This window comes from Sphingomonas sp. SORGH_AS_0950, from assembly GCF_030818415.1.
Lineage (GTDB): Bacteria > Pseudomonadota > Alphaproteobacteria > Sphingomonadales > Sphingomonadaceae > Sphingomonas.
Map to the genome: position 1 here is coordinate 1,186,273 of NZ_JAUTAE010000001.1, position 15,299 is coordinate 1,201,571.

General features: G+C 70.3%; 13 protein-coding genes. 10 read left to right on the top strand and 3 right to left on the bottom strand.

The features are described 5' to 3' along the window. The first annotated feature begins 149 nt into the window (after positions 1-149). A complete protein-coding gene (locus QE385_RS04975; protein WP_307099658.1) occupies positions 150-1,550 on the top strand; it encodes a serine hydrolase in 1,401 nt (466 codons plus the stop codon). Beyond that, positions 1,547-2,926: a M17 family metallopeptidase gene (locus tag QE385_RS04980; protein ID WP_307099660.1), complete on the top strand. Its 1,380-nt coding sequence runs from the start codon at positions 1,547-1,549 to the stop codon at positions 2,924-2,926. The genes QE385_RS04975 and QE385_RS04980 overlap by 4 nt, the downstream gene beginning before the upstream one ends. A gap of 120 nt (positions 2,927-3,046) precedes the next feature. Here the strand turns inward: QE385_RS04980 and tpiA are convergent, their stop codons facing one another. Beyond that, a complete protein-coding gene (gene tpiA / locus QE385_RS04985) occupies positions 3,047-3,793 on the bottom strand; it encodes a triose-phosphate isomerase (RefSeq protein WP_307099663.1) in 747 nt (248 codons plus the stop codon). 134 nt (positions 3,794-3,927) lie between these two features. Between tpiA and QE385_RS04990 the strand changes: the two genes are divergently transcribed. Together QE385_RS04990 and trpE are read left to right on the top strand one after the other, a co-directional pair. Further along, positions 3,928-5,874 carry a peptidylprolyl isomerase gene (locus QE385_RS04990; protein ID WP_307099665.1) on the top strand — a complete coding sequence of 649 codons (1,947 nt, stop codon included), beginning with the start codon at positions 3,928-3,930 and terminating at the stop codon, positions 5,872-5,874. Further along, the gene (trpE, locus tag QE385_RS04995) at positions 5,861-7,378 is read left to right on the top strand and encodes an anthranilate synthase component I (protein WP_307099668.1); all 1,518 of its coding nucleotides are present in this window, start codon (positions 5,861-5,863) and stop codon (positions 7,376-7,378) included. The genes QE385_RS04990 and trpE overlap by 14 nt, the downstream gene beginning before the upstream one ends. A gap of 329 nt (positions 7,379-7,707) precedes the next feature. Here the strand turns inward: trpE and QE385_RS05000 are convergent, their stop codons facing one another. Then, on the bottom strand, positions 7,708-8,142 hold the full coding sequence (locus QE385_RS05000; RefSeq protein ID WP_307099670.1) for a hypothetical protein: 435 nt from the start codon (positions 8,140-8,142) through the stop codon (positions 7,708-7,710). Between the two features lie 191 nt (positions 8,143-8,333). On the opposite strand from QE385_RS05000, the gene QE385_RS05005 reads away from it, so the two are divergent. The 6 genes from QE385_RS05005 to lexA are packed head-to-tail and all read left to right on the top strand — an operon-like array spanning position 8,334 to position 13,152. Next, positions 8,334-8,948 (top strand): aminodeoxychorismate/anthranilate synthase component II, encoded by a 615-nt coding sequence (locus tag QE385_RS05005; protein ID WP_307104562.1) that lies wholly within the window; start codon positions 8,334-8,336, stop codon positions 8,946-8,948. Beyond that, the gene (gene trpD, locus QE385_RS05010; protein ID WP_307099672.1) at positions 8,945-9,940 is read left to right on the top strand and encodes an anthranilate phosphoribosyltransferase; all 996 of its coding nucleotides are present in this window, start codon (positions 8,945-8,947) and stop codon (positions 9,938-9,940) included. The genes QE385_RS05005 and trpD overlap by 4 nt, the downstream gene beginning before the upstream one ends. Further along, the gene (trpC, locus tag QE385_RS05015; protein ID WP_307099675.1) at positions 9,937-10,713 is read left to right on the top strand and encodes an indole-3-glycerol phosphate synthase TrpC; all 777 of its coding nucleotides are present in this window, start codon (positions 9,937-9,939) and stop codon (positions 10,711-10,713) included. Before trpD ends, trpC begins: the two co-directional genes overlap by 4 nt. Then, positions 10,710-11,177, top strand: a complete 468-nt coding sequence (gene moaC, locus QE385_RS05020; RefSeq protein ID WP_307099677.1) for a cyclic pyranopterin monophosphate synthase MoaC — start codon at positions 10,710-10,712, stop codon at positions 11,175-11,177. Before trpC ends, moaC begins: the two co-directional genes overlap by 4 nt. A gap of 54 nt (positions 11,178-11,231) precedes the next feature. Continuing rightward, positions 11,232-12,416, top strand: coding sequence for a gephyrin-like molybdotransferase Glp (glp, locus tag QE385_RS05025; RefSeq protein WP_307099679.1), 1,185 nt, complete (start codon positions 11,232-11,234; stop codon positions 12,414-12,416). Between the two features lie 55 nt (positions 12,417-12,471). Beyond that, on the top strand, positions 12,472-13,152 hold the full coding sequence (lexA, locus tag QE385_RS05030; RefSeq protein WP_307099681.1) for a transcriptional repressor LexA: 681 nt from the start codon (positions 12,472-12,474) through the stop codon (positions 13,150-13,152). Between the two features lie 16 nt (positions 13,153-13,168). Here the strand turns inward: lexA and QE385_RS05035 are convergent, their stop codons facing one another. After that, positions 13,169-15,253 (bottom strand): ComEC/Rec2 family competence protein, encoded by a 2,085-nt coding sequence (locus QE385_RS05035; RefSeq protein WP_307099683.1) that lies wholly within the window; start codon positions 15,251-15,253, stop codon positions 13,169-13,171. Positions 15,254-15,299: the final 46 nt, after the last annotated feature.

Genomic DNA, 15,299 nt, shown 5'->3' on the forward strand with positions numbered 1-15,299 from the left:
CACACAGTGATCTTCAGGCTTGGCAGATGTCGTAGCATGGCCTTCGACTACGCTCAGGCTGAACGGAGGGGGGCACGACCGCCCTCCACGCTCCCACACCCGCCTCACTCCCGTTGCACCGCCCCCACAAACCTGCTTCCTTGGAGCGCATGAGATACCCGACCTTGCTGGCGGCCGTCGCGCTGCTCGCCCCCGCTCCGCTCGCTGCGCAAGCCCTGACCCCGGCAGAAACCCAGAAGATCGATGCGCTGGTGACCAGGACGCTAGCCGATACCGGCGTCCCCTCCGCCTCGATCGCGGTGGTGCGCGGCGGCAAAATCGTGCTCGTCAAGGCTTACGGCAAGCAGTTCGAGGGGCAGCGCGGCCCTGCCGATCCGGCGCTTCCCTATCAGATCGCCTCTGTGTCCAAGCAGTTCACCGCGACCGCGATCCAGTTGCTGGCGGACGAAGGCAAGCTGTCGCTGGACGACACCGTCGCCCAATATATTCCCGGCATCAGCGGCGGCGACACAATCACCATCCGCCAGTTGCTCAGCCATACCTCGGGCCTGCGCGATTACTGGCCGCAGGATTACAGCTTCAAGGCGATGGCGACCCCGACCACGCCGCAGGGGATCGTCGACCGCTGGGCCAAGGCGCCGCTCGACTTCGCGCCCGGCACCCAGTGGCAATATTCCAACACCGGCTATGTCGTCGCGGGCCTGATCGTCGAGAAGGTATCGGGCCAGCCGCTGCTCGACTTCCTCCAGGCGCGCGTCTTCCGCCCGCTGGGCATCCGCGCGGTGGATCAGGACAAGGCGGTCGGGCCGGGCTTCCCCCAGGGCTATCTCCGCCATGCGCTCGGTCCCGTCCGGGTCGAGACGCCCGCGGCCCCCGGCTGGCTCTATGCGGCGGGCGAGCTGTCCATGGCGCCGCGCGACCTGGCGAAATGGGACGTGGCGCGGATGAACCGCACGCTGCTGCCCGCGAAGGACTGGGCCGAGCAGGAGACGCCGGTCAAGCTGGCAGACGGATCGAACACCAATTACGGGCTGGGCGTCGCGGTCGGCACCGCCGATGGACGCCGCGTGGTCGAGCATAGCGGCGAGGCGGTCGGCTTCCTGACCGAGAATATCGTCTATCCGGACGACAAGGCCGCCGTGGTGGTCGCGGTCAATGCCTGGTTCGCCGATGCGCAGGGGCGGATCGCCAAGGGCATATCCGACATCGTCCTGCCCGCGCCCAAGGCCGATGCCGGGGATGCCGCCGCGCTCGACCGCATTCGCCGGGTCTATGCCCAGCTTCAGGCGGGGCGCCTCGACCGATCGCTGCTGACCGAGGATGCGGCCTATTATTTCACCCCCGCGACCATCGCCGACTATCGGGCGAGCCTGTCGCCGCTCGGCGCGCCGAAGACGATCGAACAGACGGGCAAGACCCGGCTGCGTGGCGGGTTCGTCAACCGTTCCTACCGCGTGACCTATCCGAACCGCACGCTGCGCATCAGCACCTATGCCGAGCCGGGTGCGACCGGAAAGATCGAACAATTTCTCGTGAGTCCCGCCGAATGACCGACTTTACCCCCCTGCTCCAACCCGATCGCGGCCAGAGCGCCCATGCGATCACGCTGCTGACCGCCGACGGCTTTGACGGCTGGCTGAGCCGCCAGCCCGCCGCGACCCGCGCGCTGGCGGCGGCGCAGCGCTTCACCGCCAAGCCCAACAGCCATATCCTCGTGCCGCAGGATGACGGCATCGCGGTGGTCGCGGGCGTCGCCGATCCCGCCGCGCCCTGGGCCCTGGCAAAGCTCGCCGAGACGCTGCCCGAGGGCAGCTATCGCCTGGACGGCGCGGAGGTCGGGGCCAATGCGCTGGGCTGGCTGCTCGGCCAATATCGTTTCACCCGCTATCGCAAGGCAGAGGATGCGGGTCCGCGCGTGCTGCTGACCCGCGACGTCGCGCACCGGGACGAGATGCTCCGCATCGCCGCCGCGACCGCCTTGGTCCGCGATCTGGTCAACACGGGTGCCGGCGATCTGGGGCCCGCCGAGCTGGAAGCGCAGGCCGAGGCGCTGGCCCAGGCCCATGGCGCCACCGTCACCGTCACGGCGGGCGAAACGCTCGCCCGCGACTATCCGATGATCCACGCGGTCGGGCAGGCCGCGACGCGCGACCGTGCGCCGCGCCTGATCGAGCTTGCCTGGGGAAATCCCGCCCATCCGCGTATCGCGATCGTCGGCAAGGGCGTGTGCTTCGACACCGGCGGGCTCGACATCAAGCCGTCGGCGGGCATGCGGCTGATGAAGAAGGACATGGGCGGCGCGGCGCATGCGCTGGCGCTGGCCGGCCTCGTCATGGCGGCCAAGCTGCCGGTCCGGCTGCACCTGCTGATCCCGGCGGTGGAGAATGCGGTGTCGGGCGCGTCCTTCCGCCCCGGCGACGTGCTGCGCACGCGCAAGGGCCTGACCGTCGAGAACACCAATACCGACGCCGAGGGCCGCCTGATCCTGGGCGACGCGCTGACTCGCGCGGGCGAGGAGAAGCCCCAGCTGATCCTCGACTTCGCCACGCTGACCGGCGCGGCGCGCGTGGCGCTGGGCCCCGACCTGCCGCCGCTGTTCACCGATGACGAGGCGCTGGCGGCGGACCTGCTCGCGGCGGGCGTGGCGGAGGACGATCCCGTGTGGCGGATGCCGCTCTGGGACGGCTATGACGATATGCTCAAGTCCGACATCGCCGACATGGTCAACGCCCCCGATGGCGGCTTTGCGGGGGCGATCACGGCGGCGCTCTTCCTGCGGCGCTTCGTGCCCCGGGATACGGCCTGGGCGCATCTCGACGTGTTCGCGTGGCGGCCTTCGGGCAAGCCGGGACGCCCCAAGGGGGGTGACGCCTATGCCCTGCGCGCGGCGTATCGGATGTTGAAGGGGCGCTATTCGGGGGTTTGATCGGCGGTGGGGCGTGCGCTTCGACTTCGCTCAGCGTGAACGGCTATAGGGATTGGACCAGATCCCCAACTTCCGTTCAGCCTGAGCGCAGTCGAAGGCCACGCCCAACCCCAACCCCAATCACAACCCCGCCGCCGCCTCGATGATCGGCACGAACTTCTCGGCGGTCAGGCTGGCCCCGCCGACCAGCGCGCCGTCGACATTCTCGACCGACAACAGGGCCGCGGCATTCTCGCCGATCACCGAGCCGCCATACAGGATGCGCACGTCATCCGCCGCATCGCCGATCAGCATGCGCAGCTTGGCGCGGGCGATCGAATGGATCGTCGCGATCTCCTCGACGGTCGGCGTCCGCCCGGTCCCGATCGCCCAGCGCGGTTCATAGGCCAGGGTGAACCAGCTGCCATCGGCATTGTCGGGCACCGACTTCTCGATCTGTGCCTGCACCACCCGCTCGGCGCGGCCCGCATTGCGCTCCGCCTCGGTCTCGCCGCAGCACAATATGACCTTCAGGCCGTTGCGATGCGCCGCCGCCGCCTTGGCCCAGGCGTCCTGGCTCGTCTCGCCCTGGTCGGCACGGCGCTCGGAATGGCCGACGATCGTGAAGCGCGCCCCCGCCTCGCGCACCATCCCGGCCGAGACGCAGCCGGTATGCGCGCCCGAATCGCGTTCGTGCACATCCTCCGCGCCGATCGCCAGATCGGGCACCCGCTCCGCCGCCGCGGCGATCAGCGTGAAGGGCACCGCCATCGCGACATCGACATTCGGAGCCGCCAGCGCCGCCGCCGCGATCGCGTCCAGCTCGGCCAGGGCGGCGCGCGAACCGTTCATCTTCCAGTTGCCAGCCACCATTTTGCGCCGTGCCATAACCGGGCTCCTCATCTGTCGACTGTTATACGTGTTCAACACCGATAGCGGATCATGCGATCCGCGCAAGCTTGATGCGGGCGCGACGGGCCCCTAAAGCACATCCGTTTTTATCCTTTGCCGATCGGTCGTCCATGCTCAGCTTCTTCCGCCGGATCATCAATTCCAAGGCCGGCGTCGTCGTGACCTTCATCGTGCTGGGCGTGATCGCGATCGCGTTCGCCGCGGGCGACGTGTCCAACATCTCGGGCATGGCGGGCGGGCTGACCGGCTCGTCGGTCGCCAAGGTCGGCGATGCGAAGATCACCGCCAACGACCTGCGCACCGCCGCGCAGAACGAGGTCGCCGCCTATCGCCAGGAACAGCCGACCTTCGACATGGCGCAGTTCATGGCGGCGGGCGGGTTCGAGGGCGTGCTCCAGCGCGAGATCACCGGCCTGTCGCTCGAACAGTTCGGCAAGGACCAGGGCATGGTCGTCTCGCGCCGCCTGATCGACGGGCAGATCGCCTCGATCCCGGCCTTTCGCGGCCCCAATGGCCAGTTCGATCCGGCGCTTTACCAGCAGCTTCTGGCCCAGCGGAAGATGACCGACGCGCAGGTCCGCACCGACCTGGAGCGCACCCTGTTCGCGCAGCAGCTGACCGTGCCGACCATCGGTGCGACCCAGATGGCGATGCAGATGGCGCTGCCCTATGCCTCGCTGCTGCTCGAAAAGCGCGGCGGTGAGGTCGGCTTCATCCCGACCCGTCTGGTGCCCACCGGCCCAGCGCCCAGCGACGCCGACATCCAGGCCTTCTACACGCGCAACGTCCAGCGCTACACGCTGCCCGAGCGTCGCGTCGTCCGCTATGCGCTGGTCACCCCCGCCGCCGTCGCGGCCAAGGCGACCCCCAGCGAGGCGGAGATCGCCCGCTATTATCAGAGCAACCAGTCGCGCTACGCCGCCGCCGAAAAGCGCGACGTGACGCAGGTGATCGTCGCCGATCAGGCGGGCGCGAACGCGCTGGCCGCCAAGGCGAAGGGCGGCACCAGCCTGGCCGATGCGGCGCGCGCCGCCGGGCTCGAGGCTTCGGTGCAGAAGGGTCTGGACAAGGCGGCCTATGCCGCGCTCGCCTCCGCGCCGGTCGCCGATGCGGTGTTCGCCGCCGCCAAGGGGACGGTCGTGGGCCCGGTGCGCGGCACCCTCGGCTTCGTCGTCGCCCGTGTCGACGGCGTGACCCAGGTGCCGGGCAAGACGCTGGCGCAGGTCCGTCCCGAGATCGTCGCGGAGCTGACCAAGCAGAAGCAGGCGGCCGCGCTGGGCGAGATGCGCAACGCGATCGAGGATTCGCTGTCGGGCAACGCGACCTTCGAGGAAGTGGTCGCAGACCGCAAGCTGCAGGCGCAGACGACCCCCGCCGTCACCGCGCAGGGCACCGCGCCCGACGCGCCCGCTTTCCAGCCGACGCCCGAACAGCGCGCGATGATCACCGCCGCCTTCACCGCCGAGGAAGGCGACGCGCCGCAGCTGGTTCCGGTCGGCCAGGACGGCGGCTTCGCCATCGTCGGCGTCGGCCAGATCCAGCGCTCCGCACCCCGTCCGCTGGCGCAGGTCCGCGCGCAGGTGCTGGCCGATCTGAACGCCGATCGCGCCCGCGCCGCCGCGCGCAAGCTGGCCAATGCCGTGCTCGCCAAGGTGAACAAGGGCATGCCGATGGCGCAGGCGCTGAAGGAAACCGGGCTGGCCGTGCCGCCGGTCCGCCCGATCGCCGCGTCGCGCCGCGACCTCGCCGCCGCGCAGAACACCCCTGCCGCCGCTCCGCTCGCGCTGCTGTTCTCGATGCCGCAGAACAAGGCGCGCACGCTGGAGGCCCCGCAGAACGAAGGCTGGTACATCCTGCGCGTGACGAAGATCGAGGCGGGCGATGCGACCGGCAATGACGCCGCGATCCGCGCCGCGCGCGGGGACATTGGCCGCCTGGTCGGCCGCGAATATGTCTCGCAATTCGCCCGCGCCGTCCGCGACACGCTGGGCGTCAAGACCGATCCCAAGGCGATCGCCAAGGTCCGCTCGGAGCTGCTGAACAATGGCGGCAACTGAGCCCCACGCCGATGACGCCGCGCTCGCCCAGCTGAAGGCGGGGCGGCCCGCGCTGGTGTGGCGGCGGCAGATCGCCGACACCGAGACGCCGGTCGCCGCCGCGCTGAAGCTGATCGAGCCCGGACGCGGCGACTTCCTGCTCGAATCGGTCGAGGGCGGCGCGACGCGCGGGCGCTACAGCCTGATCGGGCTGGCCCCCGATCTCGTCTTCCGCGCCGACGGGCATGATGCCGCGATCAACCGCCGCTGGGCGACCGATCGCGACGCGTTCGAGCCGTGTGCCGCGCCGACCCTTGCAGCGCTGCGCACGCTGGTCGCCGAATGCCGCGCCGACGTGCCCGAGGGGCTGCCGCCCGCGCTCGCCTGTCTGGTCGGCTATTTCGGTTATGAGACGGTGGGGCTGGTCGAGGCGCTGCCCAAGCCCCCGGTCGATCCGCTCGGCCTGCCCGACATGATCTTCGTGCGGCCGACCGTCATCCTGGTGTTCGACCGGCTGGCCGACGCGCTCTATCTCGTCGCACCGGTCTGGCCCGAGAATGTCCGCGATCCCGAACGCGCGCTGGCCGAGGCGCAGGAGCGGCTCGACGCCACCGCCGCGCGGCTGGCCTCCACCCGCTTGCCGCCGCCGGTCCGTGCCGAGCTGCCCGAGCCCAGCTATGCCCCCGCCCTGCCCGCCGGCCGCTATGCGGAGATGGTGGCGCGCGCGAAGGACTATATCGTCGCGGGCGACATATTTCAGGTGGTGCTGGCGCAGCGTTTCTCGGCGCCCTTCGCGCTGCCGCCCTTCGAGCTGTATCGCAGCCTGCGGCGGATCAACCCCTCGCCCTTCCTCTATCATCTCGACCTGCCGGGCTTTTCGCTGATCGGGTCGAGCCCCGAGATCCTCGTCCGGGTGCGCGCGGGCGAGGTCACGATCCGGCCGATCGCGGGCACCCGCCCCCGCGGCAAGACGCGTGCCGAGGATGCCGCCAATCGCGACAGCCTGCTCGCCGATCCCAAGGAGCGCGCCGAGCATCTGATGCTGCTCGACCTGGGCCGCAACGATGTCGGCCGCGCCTCGGCGGCGGGCAGCGTCCGCGTGACAGACAGCTATACGGTCGAATTCTACAGTCATGTGATGCACATCGTGTCCAACGTCGTCGGACAGCTGGGCGACGACAAGGACGCGCTCGACGCGCTGTTCGCGGGCTTCCCGGCGGGCACGGTCAGCGGCGCGCCCAAGGTCCGCGCCTGCCAGATCATCGCCGAGCTGGAACCCGAGCAGCGCGGCGCCTATGCGGGCGGCGTCGGCTATTTCTCGCCCGACGGATCGATGGACTCGTGCATCGTGCTGCGGACAGCGGTGGTCAAGGACGGCACCATCCATGTCCAGGCGGGCGCGGGCATCGTCGCCGACAGCGACCCGGCCTATGAACAGCGCGAATGCGAGGCCAAGGCGGGAGCCATGCTCGCCGCCGCACGCGATGCGGTCGCGCGGGCGGGTGACGGGGGTTTCGGGCAGTAAGGCGGCTCAGGGCCGGGTCGCCCGTCCAGTATCGCTACAACGCGAGGAAACTGGGGCGGATCGACATTCAGGACAGCTTCTTCTTCCCTCGCCCCTCGCAGAGGGGAGAGGGTTGCGCAGACTTGGCTTTTGCGAGAGCAAAGGCTTAGTCGGAGCTGGGTGAGGGGTGGGCGCTCGCTTGGCGAGCGCGCGAGCCTTTGGGCTCGCTCAACCCCTCACCCAAGCTGCGCTAGCCAGCAGGCTGGCAAGCTTCGCTAACCCTCTCCCCTGGACAGGGGAGAGGGAAGAAGAAGTAATCCCGCACGTTGATCGACCCTAAGCGACCGCCCTCACTGCCCGTCAGCGGACGGCGGGATCGCCTCGGCGCGGCGGGCGCGGCGTTCCTCGGAATATTGGCGGTTCCAGGTCATGCTGCACCCGCTCTGCCCGCCCGTGCCGACCGGCGAGCAGGTGTCGGGGATGCCGCCCGCGACCCGGCCGACCTGATCGATCGTCGCGGCACGGTTGACCCAGCTCTGGTTCTGCGCGGGAATCGGCTTGTCGTCGCGCAACGCCTTGGGGATGCGGTAGGGCTCGTCGACGCGGCCGCAGACCACCACCTCTTCGGACGTGCTGGGCGGACATTTCTGGTCGCCGGTCAGCGTCACCTGGCGCACCCGCTTGGGCGGTTGGCCGGAGGCGGCCTGCGCATCCTGCCCCGCTTGCTGGGCAAGCGCCGCGCCGGGGGTCAATAGCAGGGCGGCGATCAGGGCGGCACGAACCATGGCGACGAAACTCCTTTGAGACGACAACGTCGAACGCCGCGCATGGCTCCACGCTGAACGGCCTCTCCCCACGGCCGAATTCCGGCAAATTTAGGGCCATGTGTCGCGCGGCCCGACAATTTCGCACCTCCGGCCGCCCGGCGCGGCGCGGCGGGCGTTGCACCATCCGTGCGATCGGCTATGGCGGGATCATGATCCTGGTCGTCGACAATTACGACAGCTTCACCTGGAACCTCGTCCATTATCTTCAGGAATTGGGCAGCGAGGTGGAGGTGGTCCGCAACGACGCGATCTCGGCGGGCCAAGCGCTCTCGTCGGGGGCGCAAGCCTTTCTCATCTCCCCGGGGCCCTGCACCCCGACCGAGGCGGGCGTCAGCCTGGACCTGGTCGCCGCCGCCGCCGATGCGGGCCGGCCGCTGCTGGGCGTGTGCCTGGGCCATCAGGCGATCGGCCAGCATTTCGGCGGACTGGTCCAGCGCGGCGGGCTGATGCACGGCAAGACCTCGCCCGTGCATCATGACGGCACCGGGCTGTTCCGGGGCCTGCCCTCGCCCTTCACCGCAACGCGCTATCACTCGCTGATCGTCAACGACGTGCCCGACAGCCTGGTGGTAAATGCGCGTGCCGAGGATGGCACGGTGATGGGCTTCCGCCACGCGACGCTGCCCATCCACGGCGTCCAGTTCCACCCGGAAAGCATCGCCACCGAATATGGCCATGCGATGCTCGCCAACTTCCTGCGCGAAGCGGGCGTGGCGCACGACCTGCCCGAGCGGCTGCGTCCGCCGGTCGAGACGCCCGCGTGACCACGATCGCGCTGCTGCCCGATCCCGTCAGCCCGCTGTCGCGCGAGACGGCCTATGCGGCCTTTGCCGATATTCTCGACGGTCGCGCCGGCGACGAGGCGACAGCGACCTTCCTGACCGACTTGGCCGAGCGCGGCGAGACCTCGATCGAGATCGCCGAGGCCGCGCGGGCCATGCGCGAGCGGCTGATCCCCATCACGGCGCCGCCGGGCACGATCGACGTCTGCGGGACGGGCGGCGATGGGCATCACACGCTCAACGTCTCGACCGCCGTGTCGCTGGTCGTGGCGGCGCTCGGCGTGCCGGTCGCCAAGCATGGCAACCGCGCCGCCTCGTCCAAGGCGGGCGCGGCGGACACGCTGGAGGTGCTGGGCCTCGACATGGAGCGCGCCGGACAGGTGGCGCAGGCCAGCCTGAGCGATATCGGCATCGCCTTCCTCTTCGCCGCCAACCACCACCCCGCCATGGCGCGGATCACCCCGATCCGGCGGCGGATCGGGCGGCGGACGATCTTCAACCTGATGGGCCCGCTCGCCAATCCCGCGCATGTCGGCCGCCAGCTGATCGGCATCGCGCGGCCCGACTATGCTTCGGTCTATGGCGAGGCGCTGGATCAGCTGGGCGCGACGGCGGCGCTGGTCGTGTCGGGTGAGGAAGGGCTGGACGAATTGTCGGGCGCCGGGCCCAGCATCGCGGTGTCGGTCGGCGATGTCGCCGCGCCTGCGACGATCACGCCCGAGGATGCGGGGCTGCCCCGCCATCCCATCACTGCCATTCGCGGCGGCGACGCCCGGCACAATGCCGAGGCGCTTCGCCGCCTTCTCGCCGGAGAGCCGGGCGCGTATCGCGACGCGGTTCTCCTCAACGCCGCCGCCGCCTTGCTGGTCGCGGGGCATAGCGCCGATCTGGCCCAGGGGGCCGTGGCCGCTGCCCGCGCGATCGACACCGGCGAGGCTTCGGCGCTTCTCGATCGATGGATTGCTTACCGATGACGATGCTCGACCGCATCCTGGAAACCAAGCGCGCCGATGTCGCCGCGCGCAAGGCGACGATGTCGCTGTCCGATCTCGATGCCAAGATCGACACGGTGTCCGCCCCGCGCGGCTTTCGCGCGGCGCTCGACGCCAAGACCGGCCATGCGCTGATCGCCGAGGTGAAGAAGGCCAGCCCCTCCAAGGGCCTGATCCGCGCCGATTTCGATCCCCCCGCCCATGCCCGCGCCTATGAGGCCGGGGGCGCGGCGTGCCTGTCGGTGCTGACCGATGAGCGCTGGTTCCAGGGGGCCGACCTGTTCCTGGAGCAAGCGCGCGCAGCGGTGTCGATCCCGGTGCTGCGCAAGGACTTCATGGTCGATCCCTGGCAGGTGCATGAGGCCCGCGCGCTGGGGGCCGACGCCATCCTGATCATCGTCGCCGCGCTGGACGACGGCCAGATGCAGGAGATCGAGGCCGCCGCGATCGAGTGCGGCATGGACGCGCTGGTCGAGGTGCACGACGCCGCCGAGATGGAGCGCGCCGCCCGGCTGAAGTCGCGGCTGATCGGGGTGAACAACCGCGACCTCAGGGACTTCTCGGTCGATTTTCAGCGGACCTACGAACTGGTCGGGCGCGCGCCGCAGGGTTGCACCTTCGTCGCCGAAAGCGGGCTGACGACACGCGCCGATCTCGACGCGATGGCCGAGCATGGCATTCACTGCTTCCTGATCGGCGAAGCGCTGATGCGCCAGCAGGATGTCGAGGCGGCGACCCGCGAACTGATCGGATGACCGGCCTCACCCATCTGGACGAGACCGGGTCGGCGCGGATGGTCGATGTCGGGGGCAAGTCGGTGACGGCCCGGCAGGCGGTGGCGCAGGGGCGGATCACCATGTCGGCCGAGGCCGCCGCCGCGATCGCGGCGGGCAGCGTCCAGAAGGGTGACGTGCTGGCCGTCGCGCGGGTCGCGGGGATCATGGCCGCCAAGAAGACAAGCGACCTGATCCCGCTCTGCCACCCGCTTCCGCTCAGCAAGGTCGAGATCGAACTGACCTTGGATGCCGAAGGCGTGACCGCGACCGCCACCGCCGCGACGGCGGGCCAGACCGGGGTGGAGATGGAGGCGCTGGCGGCCGTGTCGGTCACGCTGCTGACCGTCTATGACATGGCCAAGGCGCTCGATAAGCGCATGACGATCGGCGATATTCGCCTGTTGTCCAAGACCGGCGGCAAGTCGGGTGACTGGCACGCCTGACCGGCCCGCCTGCGGGAACGCCAGCGCCGACGACGCGTCTTGTCGCCAACAGGAGTGACCGCCATTCTTCTACCCGTTGCCGAAGCCCAACAGCGCTTGCTCGCCCTCGCCCCCGACCGGCCCGTGATCGAGCTCGCCCTGCGCGACGCCGCCGGGCGCTGGGCCGCGCGGGACGTGCTGGCGCAGCGGACCCAGCCGTCGCGCGACCTGTCGGCGATGGACGGCTATGCGATCCGCTTCGGCGATATGCCGGGGCCGTGGACGGTGATTGGCGAAAGCGCCGCCGGGCGCCCTTTTCCCGAGACGGTCGAGGCCGGACAGGCGACGCGCATCTTCACCGGCGCCGCGCTGCCACCGGGCACCGACACGGTGCTGGTCCAGGAAGAAGCGGGGCGCGAGGACCGGACGCTGACCCTGACCGGCGAAGGCCCGGCGCATCGCGGGCGCAATGTCCGGCGGCGCGGGCTGGATTTTTCGCAGGGCGACCGGCTGATCGCCGCCGGGCAGCGGCTGACGCCCGCGCGGATCGCGGCGGCGGCGACCGGCGGCCATGGCACCCTGCCCGTCCGCCCGCGCGTCCGGATCGCGATCGCCGCGACCGGCGACGAACTCGTGCCCCCTGGACAGGGGGATGCCGACGCACTGCCGGAGTCGAACGGCGTGATGTTGGCCGCTTTGCTCGCCGACCTGCCCGTCGAGATCATCGACCTGGGCATATTGCCCGACAATCTGGAACGGCTGCGCGATGCCTTTGCTGGGGTCGCGGCCGATCTGCTGGTCACGACCGGCGGCGCATCGGTGGGGGACCATGATCTGGTCCAGCCCGCGCTGAAGGCGGCGGGCGGCAGCATCGATTTCTGGCGGATCGCGCTCCGCCCCGGCAAGCCGATGATGGCGGGGCGGCTGAACGACATGGTCGTGCTGGGCCTGCCCGGCAATCCGGTGTCGGCCTTCGTCACCGCGATCCTCTTCGTCAAGCCGCTGGTCGCGCATATGGCGGGCGCGGGCGATCCCTTCCCCAGCGCGATCCCCGCCATTCTGGGTGAGGATCTGCCCGCCAACGGTCCGCGCATCGACTATCTGCGCGCCGCGATGATCGACGGGCGCATCCATGCGGCGGCCATCCAGGACAGCTCGATGCTGCTGACCCTGGCGCGTTCGACATGCCTGGTGATCCGCCCGCCGCACGCGCCCCCGGCCCGTGCGGGCGACTCGGCGGAAATCCTGATGCTCGCTTGACGCAAGCCTTTCCGTTCCATATAAGTTCCACGTCTGTTCTGGACGGAGGATCGCGATGCTCACCGCAAAGCAGCATGAGCTTGTCTGCTTCATCAACGACCGTTTGCGGGAAACCGGCGTCTCGCCCTCCTTCGAGGAGATGAAGGAGGCGCTGGACCTCAAGTCCAAATCGGGTGTCCACCGCCTGATCTCCGCGCTGGAGGAACGCAACTTCATCCGCCGCCTGCCCAATCGCGCCCGCGCTTTGGAGGTGCTGCGGATGCCCGATCGGCCGGAAAAGCCGGTGGCCGCCGCCGCCAGCGCGGCCGATGCGCGCCCGCCCGCCGCGAAGCCGGTCGCCGAGCCCGCCAATGACGTGGTCGAGATTCCCCTGCACGGCCGTATCGCCGCAGGTGTCCCGATCGAGGCGTTCGAGGGCAGCTCGACCCTGGCCGTCCCCGCTGCCCTGCTCGGCACGGGCGAGCATTATGCGCTGGAGGTGTCGGGCGATTCGATGGTCGAGGCGGGTATCCTCGACGGCGACTATGCGCTGATCCGCCGCACCGACATTGCCCGCGACGGCCAGATCGTCGTTGCGCTGATCGACGAGGCGGAGGCGACGCTGAAATATTTCCGTCGCGAAGGCTCGATGATCCGGCTCGACCCCGCCAACCGCGCCTATGATCCGCAGCGTTACGCGCCCGCCCAGGTGCGGGTGCAGGGCAAGCTGTCGGGCATTCTGCGCCGCTACGATTGATAAGGGGGCGAGCGGGTCAGCGTCCACGCGCCTCGCTCGCCACGATCCAGGGGTGCCGGTCCCCCGGCATCCGCGCGGTTTCGGCCACGGGCCCCGACAGCTGGATCGTCACGCCGCCGCTGCGGCGCAAGGCGAGGGCATCGAGTTTCAACCAGCGCGGGCGACACGCCTCGGGCAGCCGCCGGTCGGCGATCATGATGTCGACGCGGTCGCACAGCGCGATCAGGCTGGCCCAGGGCAGCGCATAGCCGCTCCGGGTCGCCGCCACCCGCCAGACGCGCCCGTCCCGCATGATCCGGGTCAGGCAGATATCGGCGCCGCACCGCGCCTCCGCCTGGTCGACCAGCGCAAGCGGTGCATCGTCGCTGCCGCCGATTTCGGATAGCGCATTGCGGACATAATCCCCCGCCCGCTCCCGCAGCAGCGCCATGCCGCCGCCGGTGCGGATCGCGGCATGGCGACCGTCGCCGGTCACGATCAGGTCGGGCAAGGGCGCGGCCAGCATGGCGATCACGCCGATCGCCACGCCCGGCACGCCCAGCCATCGCCACCGCGTCCGCCACAGCGCCACCCAGAGTCCGCCAAGGATCGTCACGGCGAAAGCCCCGTTCGGCGCGACCGGCAGCGCCATCACCGCCCCCGGCATCGCCGCCACCTGCCGCGCCAGCCAGAGCAGCGCCCCCAGCGCATGGCCGAGCAGCCACCAAAAGGGCGCGCCCAGCCCCACGGGATCGAGCAGCAGCGCCAGCATCTCCAGCGGCATCGCGACAAAGGTCGTCCAGGGAATGGCGACGATATTGGCAAAGGCACCGTACAGCCCCGCCTTGTGGAAATGATAGATGGCGATCGGCATCAGCGCCGCCTCGACCACCAGCCCGGTGACGAGCAACGCCCCCAGCTGCCGCGCCGCCGACCAGCGCCAGTCGGGGTGCGGGCCGAACCAGCGCCGCATGGCGGGATGTTCGTGCAGCGCGACGATGGCGGTAATCGCCGCGAAGGACAGCTGGAAACTCGCCCCCATCAGGGCCTCGGGCCGGAAGAGCAGCACGATGAACGCCCCCGCCGCGACCAGCCGCAGCGTCATCGCCTCGCGTCCCAGCGCCAGCGCCGCCAGCACCAGCATGGCGGCGACACAGGACCGGATCGTCGGCACCTCCGCCCCCGTCAGCGCGGTATAGCCGATCGCCGCGACCGCGCCCGCCAGCGCCCCGACCAGCGGCAACCGCACGCGCAGCGCCAGCCATGGCCAGAGCGCGAGCAGCCGGATCGTCAGGACCATGACGATCCCGACCACCGCCGTGATGTGCAGCCCGCTGACCGACAGGAGATGCGCGAGACCCGCCCGACGCATCGCCTCGGCATCCGCCTCGCCAATACCGCCGACATCGCCGGTTGCGAGCGCGGCTGCGATACCGCCCGCACTCCCTTCGATCCGCGCGAAAATATGGGAAGACAGCCGCTGGCGAAGCCCCTCTCCCCGGCTCGATGGCCGCAAGACCTCGACCGGCGCGAAGCCGCGCCCCGTCGCGCCGATCCCCTGAAACCAGGCGGCACGGGCAAAGTCATGGCCGCCGCGCGCAATCGGTCCGGCGGGCGGCATGAGTCGCGCGCGCAGGCGGATGATCGCCCCACGCCCCAGACCGCCCGGGACATCCTCGATGGGCAGCGACACCCGGACATGGGGCGGCAGCATGATCGCCCGCCCGCGCCCGACGCTGGCCTCTAACGGTCGCAGCATCAGCCGCATCAGCCCGCGCGCCGCCAGCCGGTCGACGCCCTCCACCGCGCCCGTCATGGTCGCGAGCACCGGGCGGGCCAGGACCGGCGCCGCCACCGACTCGGCCCGCGCCCAGGCCAGCGCCGCGCCGCCGCCGACCAGCAGCGCAGCCATGCCGATAGCGCGCGTCACGCGGCCGCCCCCGGACAGGGTGAACGCCGCCAGCCCGACCCCGCCCGCCACACAGATCAGCGCCGCCCAGCCGCGCGGATCGGGCAGGACGAACCACAAGGCGATGCCCAGCCCCCAGGCCACCGGCATCCACAGCGCCAGCTGCGTCCGCTCGCGTTCCGCCCAAAGTTCCAACGCCGTCCAGCGCGGCATTTGGCGAGGGCCGCGCTTGATGCTAGGGGCTGCGGCGGCTGAATAG